12 protein-coding genes are annotated in these 18,418 nt (G+C 71.5%); 5 read left to right on the top strand and 7 right to left on the bottom strand.

Annotated features, from left to right (window positions below):
* Positions 1-41 precede the first annotated feature (41 nt).
* Both POL25_RS30540 and POL25_RS30535 read left to right on the top strand, forming a co-directional pair.
* Positions 42-941, top strand: coding sequence for a LysR family transcriptional regulator (locus tag POL25_RS30540; protein ID WP_272089785.1), 900 nt, complete (start codon positions 42-44; stop codon positions 939-941).
* Between the two features lie 312 nt (positions 942-1,253).
* The gene (locus tag POL25_RS30535; protein WP_272089784.1) at positions 1,254-2,585 is read left to right on the top strand and encodes an MFS family transporter; all 1,332 of its coding nucleotides are present in this window, start codon (positions 1,254-1,256) and stop codon (positions 2,583-2,585) included.
* Between the two features lie 139 nt (positions 2,586-2,724).
* Here POL25_RS30535 and POL25_RS30530 read toward each other — a convergent pair whose 3' ends face one another.
* Positions 2,725-3,645, bottom strand: coding sequence for a hypothetical protein (locus tag POL25_RS30530; RefSeq protein ID WP_272089783.1), 921 nt, complete (start codon positions 3,643-3,645; stop codon positions 2,725-2,727).
* 282 nt (positions 3,646-3,927) lie between these two features.
* Here POL25_RS30530 and POL25_RS30525 point away from each other — a divergent pair, with 282 nt between their 5' ends.
* Positions 3,928-5,754: a WD40 repeat domain-containing protein gene (locus POL25_RS30525; protein WP_272089782.1), complete on the top strand. Its 1,827-nt coding sequence runs from the start codon at positions 3,928-3,930 to the stop codon at positions 5,752-5,754.
* Positions 5,755-5,823: 69 nt separating this feature from the next.
* Here the strand turns inward: POL25_RS30525 and POL25_RS30520 are convergent, their stop codons facing one another.
* Positions 5,824-7,365: an ATP-binding response regulator gene (locus POL25_RS30520; protein ID WP_272089781.1), complete on the bottom strand. Its 1,542-nt coding sequence runs from the start codon at positions 7,363-7,365 to the stop codon at positions 5,824-5,826.
* Positions 7,366-7,944: 579 nt separating this feature from the next.
* Between POL25_RS30520 and POL25_RS30515 the strand changes: the two genes are divergently transcribed.
* Positions 7,945-8,562 carry a hypothetical protein gene (locus POL25_RS30515; RefSeq protein ID WP_272089780.1) on the top strand — a complete coding sequence of 206 codons (618 nt, stop codon included), beginning with the start codon at positions 7,945-7,947 and terminating at the stop codon, positions 8,560-8,562.
* Positions 8,563-9,093: 531 nt separating this feature from the next.
* Positions 9,094-10,014 (top strand): sensor histidine kinase, encoded by a 921-nt coding sequence (locus POL25_RS30510; RefSeq protein WP_272089779.1) that lies wholly within the window; start codon positions 9,094-9,096, stop codon positions 10,012-10,014.
* Positions 10,015-10,256: 242 nt separating this feature from the next.
* Here the strand turns inward: POL25_RS30510 and POL25_RS30505 are convergent, their stop codons facing one another.
* The 5 genes from POL25_RS30505 to POL25_RS30485 form a co-directional block, all read right to left on the bottom strand.
* Positions 10,257-12,281 carry a hybrid sensor histidine kinase/response regulator gene (locus POL25_RS30505; RefSeq protein ID WP_272089778.1) on the bottom strand — a complete coding sequence of 675 codons (2,025 nt, stop codon included), beginning with the start codon at positions 12,279-12,281 and terminating at the stop codon, positions 10,257-10,259.
* 130 nt (positions 12,282-12,411) lie between these two features.
* Positions 12,412-12,735, bottom strand: a complete 324-nt coding sequence (locus POL25_RS30500; protein WP_272089777.1) for a circadian clock KaiB family protein — start codon at positions 12,733-12,735, stop codon at positions 12,412-12,414.
* Positions 12,732-14,456: a circadian clock protein KaiC gene (gene kaiC, locus POL25_RS30495; RefSeq protein WP_272089776.1), complete on the bottom strand. Its 1,725-nt coding sequence runs from the start codon at positions 14,454-14,456 to the stop codon at positions 12,732-12,734. Before kaiC ends, POL25_RS30500 begins: the two co-directional genes overlap by 4 nt.
* Positions 14,457-14,822: 366 nt before the next feature.
* Positions 14,823-16,013 (bottom strand): sigma-70 family RNA polymerase sigma factor, encoded by a 1,191-nt coding sequence (locus POL25_RS30490; RefSeq protein WP_272089775.1) that lies wholly within the window; start codon positions 16,011-16,013, stop codon positions 14,823-14,825.
* 1,294 nt (positions 16,014-17,307) lie between these two features.
* Positions 17,308-18,381, bottom strand: coding sequence for a PAS domain-containing sensor histidine kinase (locus POL25_RS30485; RefSeq protein WP_272089774.1), 1,074 nt, complete (start codon positions 18,379-18,381; stop codon positions 17,308-17,310).
* Between the last annotated feature and the right edge of the window lie 37 nt (positions 18,382-18,418).

The raw sequence follows: 18,418 nt of genomic DNA, 5'->3' as shown, positions 1-18,418 counted from the left end.
CTTCGCAGCGATGGACATTTCTGTTAAACGGTTTCCCGGATATGGAAATCGACTCGACGACCTGGGACGACCTGCGCGTGTTGCTCGCGGTGCATCGCCACGGCAGCTTCCTGGCGGCCGGGCGGGCCCTGGGCACCTCGACTTCGACGGTGGCGCGCCGCATCGAGGCGCTCGAGGCCGCGCTCGGGGGGACGCTGGTGCACCGCAGCAGCGCGGGCACGTCGATCGAGCCGGACGCGCTGCAGCTGGTGGCGCTGGCGGAGGAGCTCGAGCACGGGCTGCAGGCGGTGCGGCGCGACGCGGGCGGGCGCAGCTCGAAGCTGGCGGGCACGGTCCGGCTGTCGGTCGGCGACGGGTTCGTGCGCGCGGTGACGCAGGGGCTGTGCGAGTTCCGCCGCAAGCACCCGGAGACGTGCATCGAGCTGATGGCCGAGTCGCGCCTGGCCGACCTCGCCCGCCGCGAGGCGGACATCGGGCTCCGCACCACTCGCACCGAGTCGCAGGTGCTGATCGAGCGCCGCCTGGGCGTGCTGCACCTCGGGCTGTTCGCGTCGCAGGCGTATGTGGAGCGCCGGCTCCGTGGGGCCCGCCTGCGCCCCGGCGACTACGAGCGCCACGATTTCATCGGCCACAGCCAGGCGATGCCGCGCCAGCGCGAATTGGAGGAGTGGCTGGTGGCGCGCGGGGCGAAGCACTTCCCGTTCCGCTCCAACTCGATGCAGGCGATCCACGAGGCGACCGAGCGCGGGCAGGGGATCGCCATGATGGCGGAGGTGGTCGGTCGCGAGCTCGACAATGTGGTGCGGATCGAGATCGAGGAACCGCTGCCGTCGGTGACGGTGTGGCTGGTGTATCACCGCGAGCTGCGGCAGGTGCCGCGGATCCGCGCGGTGGTGGCTGCCCTCGAGGAGCTGTTTCATCAGCGCGTCGGCGCCGGGTGAGCTCGCGGTACTCGGCGCGGCGAGCTGCGGCGATACACCGCAGCGAGGTCGGCGTGGCCCTCGCCGATCGTCGGCGGTCGCGTGCTACGGAGGCGCGAGGCTCGTCGGCGGAGGGGCCCCACGGTGCGGCGCTCGCGGGATAGCGGGCGGGCGACGACGCAGGGCGGCTCCGCGGTTCGGGCTGCCCCAGCGGCGCCGGCGCTGCAGCGGCCGCACGAGGCCCCACGGCGGCGGCGAGGGCGGGCGAGCGACCTGCGCATTGCAGGTTGCGCGCGTGGGGGGCTTTCGGCGAACACTTGCGGGGCGAGGACCATGCGCGACGATCCCACGACCCCCGCGACCCCGACGGTCCCTGCCGCGAGCCCGCACTACACCGCGGAGGAGAAGCGCCGCCGCGTGTTCGCGATCGTGGCGGCGTCGTCGGGCAACCTGGTCGAGTGGTTCGATTTTTACGTGTACGCGTTCTCGGCGCTGTACTTCGCGCCGGCGTTCTTCCCCGATTCGGACCCGACGGCGCAGCTGCTGAACACCGCGGGGGTGTTCGCGGCCGGGTTCTTGATGCGGCCGCTCGGCGGGTGGTTGTTCGGAAGGATCGGCGATCGGCTCGGGCGCAAGACCTCGATGCTGATCTCGGTGACGATGATGTGCGCCGGTTCGCTGGTGATCGCCTGCCTGCCGACGCACGCGCAGATCGGCGGCTGGGCGCCGCTGCTGCTGCTGGCGTGCCGGCTGTTCCAGGGCCTCTCGGTCGGCGGCGAGTACGGGACCACGGCGACGTACATGAGCGAGGTGGCGCTCCGCGGGCAGCGGGGGTTCTTCTCGTCGTTCCAGTACGTGACGCTGATCGGCGGGCAGCTGCTGGCGGTGCTGGTGATCGTGGTGCTCGAGCTGCTGCTGAGCGAGGCCGACCTCAAGGCGTGGGGCTGGCGGATCCCGTTCGCGGCCGGGGCGGTGGCGGCCGTGGTCGCGCTGCTGCTGCGCCGCGGGCTGCACGAGACGCAGAGCGAGGAGGCCCGCACGAACGCCGAGGCCGGCAGCGTGGCGGGGCTGCTGCGCCACCACGGGGCGGCGTTCTTCACGGTGCTGGGCTACACCGCCGGCGGCTCGCTGATGTTCTACACGTTCACCACGTACATGCAGAAGTACCTGGTCAACACGGTGCACCTGCCGATCAAGACGGCGAGCTACGTGATGACCGCGGCGCTGTTCCTGTGCATGTGTATGCAGCCGCTGTTCGGGGCGCTGTCGGACCGGATCGGCCGACGCACCAACATGCTGCTGTTCGGCGGCCTGGGGGCGATCTTCACGGTGCCGATCTTGACGGCGCTGCAGCACGTGAGCAGCCCGGCGCTGGCGTTCGTGCTGGTGGTGGCGGCGCTGGCGATCGTCAGCGCGTACACGTCGATCAGCGGGATCGTCAAGGCGGAGATGTTCCCGGCCGAGGTGCGGGCGCTCGGGGTCGGGCTGGCCTACGCGGTGGCCAACGCGATCTTCGGCGGGACCGCCGAGTACGTGGCGCTCGCGCTCAAGGCGGCGGGCCACGAGTCGGCGTTCTTCTGGTACGTGAGCGCGATGGCGGCGCTCGCGTTCTTGGTGAGCCTGCGGCTGCCGCGGCAGGCGGCGTATCTTCATCATGAGCACTGACGCGGGCGTTGATTGAAACGTCCGCGTGGACCTGTCCTCGGGGGCATCTCGATGGATTGGATCCGGGTCGTGTCTCGGATGTCCCTTCGCACATGGCGAAAGGGACATCCGAGGCTCAAGCGAGAGCCGGCGCGTTGGTTCAGCCGGGGAGCACGCAGATCCCGACGTCGGCGAAGGCCGGCGGCACCTCGCGGCCCTCGTAGAAGGACACGCACTCGGCGCCCTCGCCGGTGCACTGCGGATCGGTGATGTCGCAGAACGAGAGGCAGCAGCCGCCGATGTCCTGGTCGCACTCGAGCGCCGAGTCCGAGCCCCAGCACAGGAGGCCCGGGTCGCACACGTTGCTGAACTGGCAGGGGTCGAACTCCTGGCCCTCCTCGAACGAGTATTCGGCGAGGCACACGAATTGCTGGCCGCCGCTGGCCCAGTCGGGTAAGCAGCCCTGGGCGTCCGGGCAGTCCTGCAGCAGCGGGTCGCAGCCCTGCAGGCACACGTGGGCGATGCCGGGGACCCAGAACACGCAGATGTCGGCCGAGCCCGGGCAATCGTAGGAGTCCTCGGTGCCGGAACACAGGGCGACACACTGGCCGGTGTTGTCGTCGTGGTTGATGTTCCAGCAGGCGAGGCCGTAGTCGCAGTCGTCGACGCCGGTCCACCAGCCGTCCTCGACGATGCAGGGATCACCGACCTTGCCGGGGTTCTGGATCACGGGGGTACACTTGTTGCCGACGAACGCGGGCTCACCCTCGGGCGCGTAGGCCATGCACTTGTAGCCGTCCGGGCAGTCCTGCTGCCACACGTCGCACATCGCCTCCTCGCCGTCGGTCACGCTGGTCGTGGCGTCGTCGCTGGTGGTGCTGGTGCCGGTGGTGGTGCCAGTGGTGGTGCCGGTGGTGGGCTCGCCGGTGGTGGGCGCGACGGTGGTCGAACCGGTGGAGTCGGTCGAGGTCGACGGATCGTCGGTGCTGGGGGCCGCAGTGACGCCGGCGCCGGGATCCGAGCAGCCGCCGAGCAGCGCGGCGCACAACAGGGTGAGGATTCGAGCAGGCTTATGCATCATTTTCTCCGAGGTATCGGCAAGTCATCCGGGGCGGTGATATCGACCGATCGGATGGGGGCGCAGCGTAGCAACCCAGGAGCGATCCGCACGTCGCGGTCGCCCCTCGACGGTCGGACGCCGTACGCGGGCGCGTGACGGTGGATCTCCGTCACGCGCCAAAGCACGCGTTCGCGCGGCGTCGGGGTCACGCAGGAGGAGTGCCACCCGGGGCGCCATCGATCGCGGCGATGGACGATCGTGAACCGCGACAAGGCGCACACGGTTATTCTCGGGCACCTCCCCATGACCTGGACCCCCCGTCTCGCCGCTCCCATCGTGCATTTTGCTGCTGCCCCGCGCGGGCCGGCGCTGCGGATCTTCGCCGGCAAGCCGCACGCGCTGGCGTTCCTGGCCGACGGGTCGCTGGTGGTCGGCGCGAGCCACGGGCTGACGCTCCACGATCCGGCGTCGCCGATGCCGCCACGCGCGAGCATCCCCGCCATCGGCGGGGTCGAATGGATGGTGGCCCACCCCGACGGGGAATCGGTGGTGGCGGCGGTGCGCGAGCCGGGAGGCCGCGCCGTGGTGCGCGTGTGGCCGGCGTCGGGCCGCGTGGTCGGGCTGGTGCCGGCGCCGATTCCGGGGTTTCAGTTCAACGGGGCGCTGACGCCCGACGGGGCGCAGCTCGTCGGCTATCGACCGGGTCGGCCGGCGACGCTCTTTCGCGTCGATACGCTCACCGGGGCGGTGCTCGGCGAGATCGAGCTGCCGCCGGAGGCGAGGGGGGCGCTGGCGGTCCGCCGCGACGGCGCGGTCTATATGAGCAGCAATCACCTGCTGATCGTGCATGCCGACGGGCGTATCGAGCCGCGCGAGGACAGCCCGTTCTTCATCGGCCCGAACCCGCTGCTGGTGACGGACGACGGCGGGATGATCGGGACGCGCGGCGAGCGGGCCGGGCTCGTCGACGGCAAATTCGTCCACCTCCGCGATCTGTCGATCGGCTCGGGCCCCGGGACGGTGGCGCACGATCGCAGCCGCGTGACCTTCCATGACAGCCTCGGCGAGGTGGTGGTGTGGGAGGTGGCGGCGGAGCGGGCGATCTTCACCGCCCGGCAACCAGGCACGATCGGGCAGCAGCCGGGCTGGCGCGGGCAGGGGGCGGCCGCCAGCGCGAGCCACGTGGCGGCGATCGACTGCATCGACGCGAGCGTGGCGATCTGGGCGATCGATCGCCCGGAGCAACCACTCGCCAGAGTGACGGGCTTCAGCCGCGGCCTGCGGCGGGTGATCGTGTACGAGGGGGCGGTCACGGCCCACCTGACGCAGTCGCTGAACTACCTCGATTCGGTGGTGGAGATCGAGCTAGCGAGCGGAGCGACGCGGATGCTGACGCACGTGCAGGTCCACGATGTGGTGCGCACGCGCGACCGCCAGCGGATGGTGGTGCTCCACGACGGGGCGGCGGTGGCGGTGGCGGTGCTCGACGCCGAGGGAGAGAAGCTCGAGACGATCGAGGTCCAGCGCTGCGCCGACGGGCTGGCGCTGGCGCCGAACGACGCGACGTGGGGCGTCCTGTCGCACACGCGGCCGTCCAACCCGCGCAGCGATCCGACCTGCCACGCCCAGTGGCGCGCGTTCGGAGCTGCGAAGGGGAAGACGTTCAAGGCGAAGGGTGACTGGCCGCGGCTGGCGCTGGCCGACGAGGTGGCGGCGGTGCTGATCGGCGAGGCGCTGGCGGTGGTCGGCCTGGCCAAGGCGAAGCCGACGCTGTCGTTGCAGATCGAGCGAGGCGGCGCGATCGCCATCAGCCCCGAGGGGGCGTTCGTGGCGGTGGCAGGGTACCCGGAGATCCGGCTGATCCGCGTGGCGACCGGGGCGGTGGTCGAGGCGCTGCCCGAGCTCCCGAGCGGGCCCAGCCACGCGTGCAGCCTGCTGCTCACGCGCGAGTGGCTGTTCGTCGGCCACGAGTGGGGCCAGATCACGCAGCACCGGGTGCCCGGCGGCGAGCAGGTCGCGGTGCTCCACCGACACACCGATCAGGTGCTGGATCTACGGTGGGCCGACGGCGCGCTGTGGAGCGCCTCGGAGGACGGCACGATCGTCCGCTGGGGCGAGCTCGAGCCGTAGATTCGGCAGACATGTCCCGAGGGACATGTCGTCAAGGCGGCCCGGCGCAGCATGTCCTTCGGGACATGCTCACTCGCGGTCGAGCTCGTGGGCGTGGAACACCTTGGCCAGGTCCTTGAGGCCGACCGGCTTGGTGAGGTGGTGATCGAAGCCGGCGGCGCGGGTGGCGGCGCGGTCGGCCTCGAGCCCGTAGCCGGTCAGGGCGACAAGGATCGGCGGCTGCTCGCTCGACTGCTGCGCTCGCACCCGGCGCGCCACCTCGTGGCCGTCGAAGCCCGGCAGGCCGATGTCGATCAGGGCGATGCGCGGGGCGAACTGCAGGATGCGCTCGACCCCCGAGGGGCCGTCAGCCGCCTCCTCGACCTCGTGGCCGGACAGCTGCAGCAACTTGCGCAGCATCTCGCGGCCGTCCTTGTTGTCCTCGACGACGACGATCCTCTGCGGCGGCATCTTGGGCCGCGACAGCTTCGGCGCCGGGCGCAGGGTCGGGCTGGCGCGGAGGCGCGGCAGGCGGACCAGCAGGCGCGTGCCCTGCTGCGCGCCCTGGCTGAAGGCCTCGACCGAGCCGTGGTGGAGCTCGACGAGCTGCCGCACGAGCGTGAGGCCGAGGCCGAGGCCGCCCTCGGCGCGGTGAGCGTCGCGGTGGCCCTGGACGAACAGGTCGAAGGCGCTGCGCAGCAGCTCGGCGGTCATGCCGATGCCGCTGTCGCGGACCTCGAGCGCGACGACGTCGTCGGAGACGTCGACCTGGACGGCGATGGTGCCGCCCGGCGGGGTGAACTTGAGGGCGTTGCCGATCAGGTTGTCGAGGATCTGCCGCAGGCGCTGCGGGTCGGCCTGGACCAGCGCAGGGCGGACCTCGCAGGTGACGGTGTGGCGGTCGAAGGTGCCGCTGGTCCGCAAGGCGGCGACGTGCTCGCGGGTCAGCTCGCCGAGGTCGAAGGTCTGGAGGTCGAGGCGGATCTTGCCGGAGACGACGCGGCCGACCTCGAGCAAGTCGCCGACGAGGTGCTTCAGGTGGGCGGCCTGCTCGGCGATGATGTCGTGGGCGTGGGCCGCCTCGGACGGGTCCTGGGCGAGCACGTCGACGGCGACGGTGATGACGTTCAGCGGGTTGCGCAGCTCGTGGCCGAGCATGGCCAGGAACTCGTCCTTGGCCTGGTTGGCCCGCTGGAGGTCGAGGAAGAGCTGGGCCCGCTCGCGCTCGGCGCGGGTGTTCTCGGTGATGTCGCGGGCGATGCCGGAGGCGCCGATGATGCGACCGTGGCGGTCCTTGATCGGCGAGACGGTGAGGGAGACGGCGACGATCTGGCCGTCCTTGCGCCGCCGCGCCGTCTCGAACGGCTCGACGAGCTGGCCGGTGCGGATCCGGCTCAACACGCTCCGCTCCTCCTCGAGGCGATCTTCGGGGATGATGAGGGCCATCGGCCGACCGATCACCTCGGCCGCCGTGTAACCGAAGATCCGCTCGGCCGCCGCGTTCCACGAGGTGATCGTGCCCTCGAGCGTCTTGCTGAAGATGGCGTCGTGCGAGTTGTCGACGATCGCGGCCAGGCGGGCGCGCGATGCCTCCAACTGCTCGAGCTGATCCATGCCTCCGGGATCGTGCATGCCGAGTGACAGTGTCCTCGCTCCGGGGCCGCGCCGCAATATCAGCGCCTGCCGCACCGTGTGTGGCATACACGCGTGCCGCTGTCGCAGCGGCTCCGGCGAACCACAGTTCGTATTCGCCGGGTCACATGCAGGTACATGGCTGAGGTCGGTCATGACGCGCAGCGGCGAAGGGAGCGCGAGATGTCCGAAAGGTCAGCCGCTGGGGGCACTGGCACAATCGCGGCGGGCCGACCTCAAGGCGAGCTCGAGCGGGGGATCTCCGACGCGGGCGAGCCTGCGGCCTGGCTAGCGAGCTGGCCGGCCCCAGCTCGGTCGAGGCGCTGCCAGAGGTCGGGCTCGCAGCGCCTGGCCGAGCCGGGCGCGAGCGGGACGCGCGCGGCGAGGGCGGCGCGTGACGGCACGTCCGCCGCACGGGCGGGCGCGCAAGCTCGTCGGTGCGGGCGTCGGCGACGGCGCGTGAGGCCGAGCTCACGCCCTCGCAGGTCGGGCTCGCCCGACGCTTCGTCGAGCGCACGCGCGAACCCGCGAGTCGGGCGGGTGGTGGCGGCGAGCTCGACTGCGGTATGGTTGGAAATCGTGCCCGAGGCGGTGATCGAGGACCCGTTCCGGCCCTTCACGGTCGAGGTCGACGACGGGACGCGGCTGGTGCTGTCGCGGCGGCGGACGGCGGCGGACTGGCGGCGCCGCGTCGGGCTGTGGCTGGCGGTGGTGACGATCGCCGCGCTCCAGGTGCTCATCTTCGGGGTGCTGCTGTACCGCGAGATGGCCCTGGCGAACGCGCTGAAGGGCGTGTCGTTCCTGCTGCCGCTCTACATCTGCCTGCGGGTGGTGCTCTACTGCTTCCTGCTCGAGGCTCCGCTGCGAATCGTGGCAGTGCGCGGCGAGGTGACGCTCGAGTTCCAGGCCGCCGCGCGTCGGCACAGCGAGCCGGCGTTCGGGCTGCAGGCGCTGGAGGCCCGCCCGGCGCGGGCGAAGATGAAGCGCGGCGCGCCGCGCTGGCTCGAGCTGAAGGTGCGTACGCACGCGCGCACGCTGCGGGTCGGGTCGCTGGACCTCGATCCTCTGGCCGAGCCGATCCGCGAGGCGGCGGCACAGGCGGCGGCGGCGAAGCTGGCGGCGCTGCTCGGGGTGCCGCTCGAGCTGCGACCCGATCCGGACGCCGACTTGCTGCGGGACGACAGCGGCGTGGAGTGAGCCCAGCGAGGTCGAGCGCCGCCGGATGTCCTCGGGGACAGGTCACGGAGGCGGATGTCCTCGGGGACAGGTGGGATGCGGGACGGGGATTCACGCAGGGACCGGTGAGGCTGTCCTCGCGGACATGTTCGCCGGGGGGCGGGCCGCGGGCGTCAGGGTCGCGGGGACCTCGGAGGAGGCTGTCTGCAAAGACAGGAGAGGCGCGGCGCTCCCGAGGATCGAGGCCTCGCGGGCCGCGCGGGCGCGGCCCGGGCGTCGGGTGAAGACGGGGGCGAGCGGTCGCGCAGGAGGGCGTCGCGGCGCGCGGCGTGAGTCGGCGACGAACCTGCTGCGCAGGGGCGAAAATCACCCGTACAGCGCCGCTTTCGTCGGGGAATTCCCAGGCGTCGCGCGGCGCGGACGGCGGGGCGGAGCTTCACGCGCCGCGGGCCTCTGTGCCATATTCCGCGGCCGACGATGCCGGCCCGGCGGTCTCCACCCTCGTCCCGAGCGCACGCCGCCCAGCGCCTGCGCGAGCGCTTGCCCGCGTTCGTGACGCTGTTCGAGGGCGCCGAGCTGCTGGTCGAGGAGCTGGCCGAGCTGCTGGAGACGACCGACACGACGGCCAGCGCCGACGCGGCGACCGGGCACGGGGCCAGCCGCGCGCGCGAGGACGCCGGGCCCGAGGCGCTCGCGCGCGAGTTCGCGGCGCTGCGCCGGGACGTCGCCGGCCACCTCGAACCGGCCGATCGCGAGGGCGAGGTCGGCGAGGCGCTCCACGAGGTGCTGGACCGCCAGTACGCGGCGAGCATGGCGGCGCTGCTGCGCGAGCGCGAGGCGCAGCTGCTGGAGATGCTGGCGCACGACATCAGCAACCCGCTGATGAACATCTGCCTGTGCCGCGATTACCTGGGGGGGCTCGGCGGCGGTTCGCCGGAGCAGGAGATGGTGACGGAGATGCTGCAGAGCGCGTCGCAGCGGCTGCAGGACGTGACGCGCGGGCTGCACGAGGTGGCGGACCTGCGCGGGAGTCCGGAGCTGCTCGAGCGCTATCCGCTGCCGGTGGGCGAGCTGGTGGCAGAGGCGGTCACCCGCAGCGAGGCCTCGGGTTCGGCGCGCAAGGTCCGGATCGAGCAAACGCTGCAGGTGGGCGAGGCGTGGCTGCTGGGCGACCACGAGCGCCTGGTGCGGGCTCTGACCAGCGCGCTGCAGTCGGCGCTGCGGGCCGCGGTGGCGGAGCGCGCGGTGGTGCTGCGCGGCGAGGTGGTGGGCGCGGAGGTGGTGCTCCGCGTCAGCGACGTGATCGCGGACCTCGGCCGCCCGTCGCTGGCGCGCCGGCGGACGACGACGGAGCTGTTCGTGGCCCGCAGCATCGTCGAGGCCCACGGAGGCCGGCTGTGGCACGAACCATCGCCGAGCGGCGGCGGGACGACGCTGGCGATCGGCCTGCCGCTCGCGCCCGCGCCGGCGTGACGAGGCGGGTCGAGGGCGTGCCTGGACCCGCCAGCCGGGCGAACCCGACAGCCGGCGTGATTTTAATCTGTCCTCGAGGACATGTTTGGAGGGCCAGATTGTGTCGCTCGGGACGGGCAGTACCGGCGCCGGGAAGGTCATGCATGGCTTTGAGGACATGATCGAGAGGACATCCTCGGGTGTCTCTCCGGCCATGTCCTCACGGACAGCCCTTCACGAAAGACGTGAGGCTGCCCGGCGGGTCAGGTCTCGTCCTGCGGCGGGCGCAGCAGCGACTTGAGCTTGGCGAGGCCGACCGGCTTGATCAGGTGGGCGTGGAAGCCGCTGGCCTGCGAGCGCTGGCGGTCCTCCGCGCGGCCGTAGCCGGTGAGGGCGATGAAGCGGGTGGCGGCGAACTCGGGGCGGTGGCGCAGGTCGGCGACCACGCCGTAGCCGTCGAGCAGCGGCAGGCCGATGTCGCACAGCACCAGCTGCGGCAAGAACGACAGCGCCGCGGCGATGCCGGACGGGCCGTCGCCGGCGGTCTCGACCTTGTGGCCGAGCATGCCGAGCAGGGCCGCCAGCAGCTCGGCGGCGTCGCGGTTGTCGTCGATGACGAGCACGCGCAGGCTCGGCCCGGAGGAGCCGGCCTTGTCGGCGCGCGGCGGCTCGGGCGCGGCGCGCTCGCTCTCCCCCTGCGGCAGGCGGATCACGAACTCGCTGCCGAGCCCGGCGCCGTCGCTGTGGGCCTCGACCTGCCCGCCGTGGATGGTGACGAGCCGCTTGACCAGCGCCAGGCCGATGCCGAGGCCGCCCTGCGAGCGGTCGAGCGAGCGGTGGACCTGCGTGAAGAGGTCGAACACCTCGCCCAGCATCTCCTGCGGGATGCCGATCCCGCTGTCGCGCACGCGGACGACGGCGTGGCCGCGCTCGCTCTCGAGGCGCACGGCGATCTCGCCGCCGTTCTCGGTGTACTTGGCGGCGTTGTTGACGAGGTTGCCGATCACCTGGGCGATCCGCGTGGCGTCGGCGCGGACCCACACCGGCTCGGGCGGGCCGACGAACTGCAGCCGGTGCTGCTTGGCGTCGACGGCCGGGCGGCTGGTCTCGATGCCGCGCTGCACCGTCGCGCCGAGGTCGATGCGCTCGATCTGCAGCTGGATCTTGCCGGTGTTGATGCGCGACACCTCGAGCAGGTCGTCGACCAGCCGCGTCAGCTGCTGGACCTGGCGCTCGATGACCTCGCGACACTGGTTGGTCAGCGGGTCGTCGAGCGCCTGCAGGCTCATGATCTCGAGCGACGACTGGATCGGCGACAGCGGGTTGCGCAGCTCGTGGGCCAGCATCGCCAGGAACTCGTCCTTGCGGCGGTCTGAGGCCTGGAGCTCGCTGGCGCGGCGGCGCAGCTCGTCCTCGGCCTCGCGCAACGAGGTGATGTCGGTCAGGGTGATGACGACGCCGAGCCGCTCGCCGCCGGCGACGACCAGCGGGCCGGCGCCCAGCATCAGCTCGGCGCGCTTGCCCCCGGGGCGGTCCCAGCGGACCTCGAGGCCGCGCAGCGGCTCGCCGCGCCACGCGGCGGTCAGGTCGACGAGCGCGCCGGGCTCGTCGTGGCGGGTCAGCGAGAACACGCGGTCGAACCGCTGGAACAGCGGGTTGGTGCCGCACAGGTCGTGCGCGGCCCGGCTGGCGCGCAGGACGGTGCCCTCGTTGTCACACACGACCACGGCGTCGGCGACCTGCTCGAGGATCGCCCGCGCGGTCGCCTCGTCGGCGATCAGCCGCTCGCGTCGCTTCGGCTCGCTGAGGTCGACGACCAGCAGGCACACGCCGGCGACGCCCTCGTGCAGCGCCCGCACGCCGAGGACGATCGGCATGCGCTCGCCGTCGCCGCGGCGCAGCATGACCTCGCTCTCGGCGCTCGCGGCCAGGCCGTCGCGCAGCAGCGCCTCGAACACCGGCAGGCCCGGCGGGTCGATGTGCTGCTGCAGCGGCAGGTCCAGCACCGCGGCCGGCTCGCTCCGCAGCAGCCGCGTGAACGCCGGGTTGCAGGCCAGCACGACGCCCTCGATCGTCAGCGCGGCGGCGCCGTGGTGCATCTGCTCGACGAGCAGGCGGTACGGCTTGTCGGCGGCGTCGAGCGTGAGCACCCGCGGCGACTCTTCGTCGCTGACGACGAGGGCGTCGACCTCGCCGCCCTGGATCGCGCGGATGGTCTCCTGGGCCTCGGCGAGGCGGAGGCGCAGCTCCTCGAGCTCCCGCTGGGCAGCGGCGAGGGCGTCGCTCACGACGTCACCTCCGCCGGGTGGGCCCGCGTATGGCCGAAGAGACAGGTGACCGCACGGGCCCCGGAGGGCGCACGGCGGTCACGCTGGGCCTGGCCGAAAGGACAGGTAGAGACGGCGGTCGCGCGGGCGGTCATGGGTTCGTCGCGGGCACCAGCTGCAGGCCGATCAGCGCCTTCTCGAGGTTCGAGAGGTCGCCGATGACGCGGCGGATCGGGTCGGGCAGCTTGCGGACGAGCGTCGGGATGGCGACGATCTCGTCCTGCTTGGCCAGCTTCGGGTGCTTGTGGAGGTCGATGACCTCGATGCGGTAGCGCCCGGGCAGGTGCTCCTCGCAGATCTTCTGCAGGTTATGCAGCGCCTGCATCGACTTCGGGGTCTGACCGGCGACGTACAGCCGCAGCTCCCAGACGTCGGGCTCGTCGGATCCCGCCTGAAGTTCGTGCTCGCTGTTCATGGCGATTCCTCCTGTTGCTTGTTGCCGTCAGCGCGGCGACTGGACGCCATGCCGACGCGGTCGTCGGCGAGCCGCCGATCGACCGCCTCTTCGGCCGAGAGCAGCAGCTCGAGCTCGAGCTCCTCGCTCTCCGACTCGGCCCGCAGGGCCGCGATCTGGGCCGTCAGTGCTTGTCGCTTGCGCTCGATCTCTCGCCGCTTGCGGGCGATAGCCTGCCGGCGCAGCTCGGAGGCCTCGCGCTCCTTGGCCTCCTGCACCAGCCGCATCGAGCCGGTCAGCACGCCCTCGGGGCCGACGTAGACGTCGCGCAGCTCGACGCCGTGCGCGGTGAGCACGAACTCGCGGACCTGGTTGGAGTGCGGGGTGCCGCGCGACTTGAGGACGTGGAGGCCGCGGTTGCGCTCGCCGCCGAGCTCGACGTCCCGCAGCAAGATCCAGGTGTCGATCAACGACGAGATGTTCTGCTCGGTCGCCTCGAGCAGGCCCTTGCCGCCGCTGATCAGGCTGACGAACACGGCCGTGGTCTGCCGGCTCTTGAGGTAGTCGACCAGCCGCAGCAGCATCGACTGGGCCTCGCCGGCGGTGCCGACCGAGATGAAATTGCTGATCGGGTCGATGACGACCAACTGCGGGTCGAACTCGCGGACATGCTTGAACATGGTCGCCAGGTGCATCTCGAGCCCGTGGAAGGTCGGGCGGGTCGAGACGAAGTGGAGCATGCCGTTGTCGAGCCACGGGGCCAGATCGAGGCCGATCGTCCGCATGTTGCGGAGCACCTGCGACGGCGACTCCTCGAACGAGTAGTAGAGGCAGCGCTCGCCGCGGGCGCAGCAGGCGGCGGCCATGTGGGCGGCGATGCTCGACTTGCCGGTGCCGGCGGTGCCGGACAGCAGCACGCTGGTGCCGCGGTACACGCCGCCGGCGAGCATGGCGTCGAGGCGCTCGATGCCGGTCGACACGCGCTCGGTCGAGGCCTCGTGGTCGAGCTTGAGCGAGCTCAGCGGCAGCACCGAGAAGCCGTCGCTGTCGATGAGGAACGGGTACTCGTTGGTGCCGTGGTGGGTGCCGCGGTACTTGACGATCCGCAGCCGCCGCGTCGACACTTGGTCGTGCATGCGGTGGTCGAGCTGGATCACGCAGTCGGACACGTACTCCTCGAGGCCCTGGCGGGTGAGGGTGCCGTCGCCGCGCTCGGCGGTGATGACGGCGGTGACGCCGCGGTCCTTGAGCCAGCGGAACAGCCGCCGCAGCTCCGCGCGCAGGATGCCCTCGTTGTCGAAGCCGCCGAACAGGGTCTCGAGCGTGTCGAGCACCACGCGCTTGGCCCCGACGGTGTCGATCGCCAGGCCCAGGCGGATGAACAGGCCCTCGAGGTCGAACTCGCCGGCCTCCTCGATCTCGCTGCGCTCGATATGGATGTGCTCGACGATCAGCTTGTCGCGCGCGGCCAGGTCGTCGAGGTCGAAGCCGAGCGAGCGGACGTTGGCGGTCAGGTCGTCGGCCGTCTCCTCGAAGGCGAAGAACACCCCGGGCTCGTCGAACTCGATGGCGCCGCGGACCAGGAACTCCATCGCCATCAAGGTCTTGCCGCAACCGGCGCTGCCGCATACGAGCGTCGGCCGCCCGCGCGGGAGGCCGCCTCCGGTGATGTCGTCGAGGCCGTTGATCCCCGTGGGGGCCTTGGGGATGCTCGCGCGTTCGCTGGCAGTGATTGCGGTCATGTGCTTGCCGACTCGGGCGTGCCGAGCGCAGCCCGGCCCCGCCAGTTTAGGGCTGGCGGCGTGCGAGCGGCAACCTCGAAAGTCCGCTCACCGGGCTCGGCTATGTCACGTCGGTCCACCAGGGTCGGCGGGGGCGCCGAAAGTCGGAATAGCGGGCTCAAGGGCCGCCCCTGCCGGCGGCCCGCTGGCTGCGGACGGGCGGTGCGCCGGTCACCCGTCGGCGCCCCGGCGAAGCGAGCGCGAGCGCAGCGGCCGACGGTCGACGGTGACCCAAAAATGACGCGAGCCGATCGCCCAGGGGTTGGGGCGATCGGCTCGGGGTCGGGGGTCGTATCAGACGGGTTCAGCAGGGAGTCGCTATTGTGATTACATCAGCTGGCGGCGCTCGAACTCCGAGCGGAGCTTGCGCAGGGCCTGCTCCTGCAGCTGACGGATGCGCTCGCGCGACAGCGAGTAGTTGGCGCCGATCTCCTTGAGGGTGAGCTCGGGCTCGCCGTCCATGCCGACGCGCTTGCGCAGGATGTCGGCCTCCATCGGCGACAGCTTCTCGAACACCTCGAGCAGGGCGTCCTGGAGGACGGCCGAGTCCATCAGCTCGGACGGGGCGACCAGGGTCGCGTCGACCAGGGTGTCGGCCAGGCTGCCCTCGCCGTCGCGGGTGGCCGGCAGCGAGAGGCTCAGCGGCTGGTCGATCAGCGACCAGCTCATCCGCTGGATGCGCTCCATGCTGATGCCGGTGGCCGAGGACAGCTCCTCGTCGGTCGGGCAGCGGCCGTACATCACCTCGTACTCGCGGCGGGCGCGGCTGACCTTCTTGCACGCGTCGATCATGTGCAGGGGCAGGCGGACGCTGCGGTCGGTGTCGACGATGGCGCGGGTGATGGCGTAGCGGATCCACCAGGCGGCGTAGGTGGCGAAGCGGCAGCCGCGGGTCGGGTCGAAGCGGTCGACGGCCTTCATCAGGCCCATGTTGCCGTCCTGGATCAGGTCCTGCAGCGGGATCGAGCTGCGGGCGAAGCGGCGGGCGATGGCGACCACGAGGCGGAGGTTGGAGCGCACGAACGCGTTCTTGGCCAGCATCACCGCGCTGTGGGCCCGGCGGGCGGCCGCGACGTAGCGGACGAACGGGGCGCTGTCGCGGTACGGGGGCTTGACCTTCATGTTGGTGGCGACGCCGCGGTCGCTCTCGAGCCCGGTGAGGTCGGCGAGGATCGAGTCAGCCACCACGCTGTCGACGTCGGCGAACACGAGGCGCTCGATGAGGGCGTTGCGCGCGGCGGTGAAGGCCTCCTCGTGGCTCTTGAGGACGCGGTCGCGGAGGGCGCGCGAGGTCTTCTCGACCGCCTCGAGCACGGCCGGCGGGACCGACTCGGCCGACAGGCGCTCGGCCACCAGGGCGCAGATCGCCGAGACGAACGGCGGGTAGGCGAGGAAGGCGGCCCACATGGTCTTGCGCAGCTCGATGAGGCGCGTCGCCGCGACCAGCTCCTCGTCCTTGCCCATCACCGTCACGTCCGCGAGCTCGCGGAAGTAACGCGCGGTCGTCGCACCACCCATCGGCGCCGAAGTGACAGTGCAAGCATTCCCGGAAGCGGTGATTCGATTGAGCATTGTGGACCCCTCGTCTGACCTCCAATAGATTCGCAATGATCGGATCAAGAGGACGTCAGGAGAGCGGCCAAACGCATCAAGATCGCATCAATAACGACGTTAACTGCGAAGTATGCGCTGTTTTTCTTCGACTTTTACCGACTGTGACCGACTGAGACCCAGTTTCATGGCGGCGAGAGGACGGGCTAAAACTGATTTTGTTATCGGGGAAATCATTGTTTTGCGAGACGAATGGCCGAGAACTGCCGCTCAGGCCGCAGGAAAGCCGGCTGCAGGCCCGCGGTGCTCCCATTGGCGAGTGGGAGCGCCCCGCCAGCCACAAAATCGCAGCGAGGCGCCGGACAGTGGCGGCGACCACCCGTCCGCTCGCCCGGGGGCGCGCGAGTGCCCGTGCTCGCCGATGGGCGGGCGGTCCGGGGGATGAGCGGGGTCGATGGGCGCGCGAGGGAGAGTTCCGCGAGGCGGGTTGCCTCGCCGCGGTCGAAGCGTCGCGCCGCGGCGCGCAAAGGCGTCGCGGGTTCACGCAGCGTCACCGCGAGACGTCATGGGACGCCGTCACGCAGCGTCGCCGCGGCACCTCATGGGACGCGGTCACGCGGGGCCGCCGCGATACTTCATGCGAGGCCGTCATGCAGCACGTCGCTACACGCCCTGCGATGCCGCCACGCAGGGCCGCCCGCAATACTTCATGCGACGCCGTCTCGCAGATCGCTGCGAGACGTCATGCGACGCCATCATGCAGCACGTCGCTACACGCCTGCGATGCCGCCACACAGGGCCGCCGCAATACTTCATGCGACGCCGTCTCGCAGATCGCTGCGACACGTCATGCGGCGCATTCACGCAGCGCCGCCGATACTTCATGCGACGCCGTCGCGCAGCATTGCGACACGTCATGCGACGCATTCACGAAGCGTCGCCGAAAGTTCATGCGCCGCCTTCATGCAGCGTCGCCGCGACTGCGCTGCCGCAACACAGCGTCGCCGCGACACAGCATGCGCTGCCGCAACACTGCGTCGCCGCGACACAGCATGCGCTGCCGCTACGCAGCGTCGCCGCAACACTTCATGCGACGCACTCACGCAGCTTGCCTCGACACGCCATGCTGCGCTTCAAGCAGTATGGCGATGCTCCATGGGGCGCCGTTATACAGCGCCGCCCCGACACATCATGCGCCAGCGTCAGCCGCGTAGCGACGCCGTCACGCGGCGCCGCGGGTCACGTCACCCGTCACGCTTCGTCACGCCGGGGGCCGGCGGGGCAGGTGCACGTGCATCAGGTTGCCGCCGGCGTCGCTCGACTCGAACGCGATCGTGCCGCCGTGGGCGAGCACCAGCTGGCGGCTCACGAACAGGCCGAGGCCGAGCGCGCGGGCGCCGTGGCGGCGGGCCGGGTCGGTGCGGCGGAACGGCTCGAACACCGCCTCGCGCACGCTCTCGGGCACGGCGGGGCCGTGGTTGTGGATCATCAGCTCGACGGCGGCTTCGGCCTCGCCGACAGCGCGGACGGAGATCGGCGTGCCGGGGGCGCCGTGATCGACGGCGTTGCCGAGCAGGATGGTGACGACCTGCTGCAGGCGGTCGAAGTCCCAGGTGCCGCGCAGGTCGCCGACGGCGTCGAAGCGGATCCGCGGCTTCGCGGCCGGCAGGTCCTCGAGCGCCTGCTCGACGATCTCTCGCAGGTCGGCCGCGACCGGGTTGACGACGAGCCCGCCGCCCAGGCGCGTCAGCGTCAGGTCGAGCAGCTGATCGATGAGCCGGCCCATGCGCTCGCCGCTGGCGAGCACGCGCTCGAGCGGGGTGCGGACCGGCTCCTCGCGCGCGCGCAGGTGGGCCAGCTGGGCCGAGACCATCATCGCGTTCAGCGGGTTGCGCAGGTCGTGCCCGAGGATCCCCGTCATCATGTCGCGGAACGAGTCGACGTCCTTGCGGCGCTGGATGTCGGCGACGGTGCCGACCCATTCGACCCGCTCGCCGCGCGGGCCTTCCACCGGCGCGGCGCGCAGCAGCGCCCACCCGAGGTGGCCGTCGGGGCGCTGCAGGCGGACCTCGAGGTCCCACGCGACGCCGGCCGCGAAGGCGGCGCGCACGGCCGCCTCGACGCGGTCGCGGTCGCCGGCCGGCACACCGGCGAGCACGCCGCGCTCGAGCCATTGCTCGCGGCTCACGCCGGTCAGCGCGCGCCAGCCCGGCGAGTCCTCGAGCGGTCGGGCGCCGTCGGCCGCGACCCGCCATACGGCCTGGCCGGACGCCTGCGTCAGCGCGGCGAAGCGGCGCTCGGCGGTGCGGGTGTCGTCGTCGGCGGTGCGGCTCATGGTCTCTTCCTCAGCGGCGCTCGGCGGTGCGGCTCAT

Source organism: Nannocystis bainbridge (assembly GCF_028368995.1).
Classification (GTDB): domain Bacteria; phylum Myxococcota_A; class Polyangia; order Nannocystales; family Nannocystaceae; genus Nannocystis; species Nannocystis bainbridge.
This window is presented reverse-complemented; position numbering and strand designations above follow the sequence as displayed.

Excerpts from the sequence above, each read along its gene's own strand:
- POL25_RS30525 (WP_272089782.1), top strand. The coding sequence starts at position 3,928 with ATGACCTGGACCCCCCGTCTCGCCGCTCCCATCGTGCATTTTGCTGCT.
- POL25_RS30535 (WP_272089784.1), top strand. The coding sequence starts at position 1,254 with ATGCGCGACGATCCCACGACCCCCGCGACCCCGACGGTCCCTGCCGCG.
- POL25_RS30485 (WP_272089774.1), bottom strand. The coding sequence starts at position 18,381 with ATGAGCCGCACCGCCGACGACGACACCCGCACCGCCGAGCGCCGCTTC.
- POL25_RS30520 (WP_272089781.1), bottom strand. The coding sequence starts at position 7,365 with ATGCACGATCCCGGAGGCATGGATCAGCTCGAGCAGTTGGAGGCATCG.
- kaiC (WP_272089776.1), bottom strand. The coding sequence starts at position 14,456 with ATGACCGCAATCACTGCCAGCGAACGCGCGAGCATCCCCAAGGCCCCC.
- POL25_RS30500 (WP_272089777.1), bottom strand. The coding sequence starts at position 12,735 with ATGAACAGCGAGCACGAACTTCAGGCGGGATCCGACGAGCCCGACGTC.
- POL25_RS30540 (WP_272089785.1), top strand. The coding sequence starts at position 42 with ATGGAAATCGACTCGACGACCTGGGACGACCTGCGCGTGTTGCTCGCG.
- POL25_RS30530 (WP_272089783.1), bottom strand. The coding sequence starts at position 3,645 with ATGATGCATAAGCCTGCTCGAATCCTCACCCTGTTGTGCGCCGCGCTG.
- POL25_RS30490 (WP_272089775.1), bottom strand. The coding sequence starts at position 16,013 with ATGGGTGGTGCGACGACCGCGCGTTACTTCCGCGAGCTCGCGGACGTG.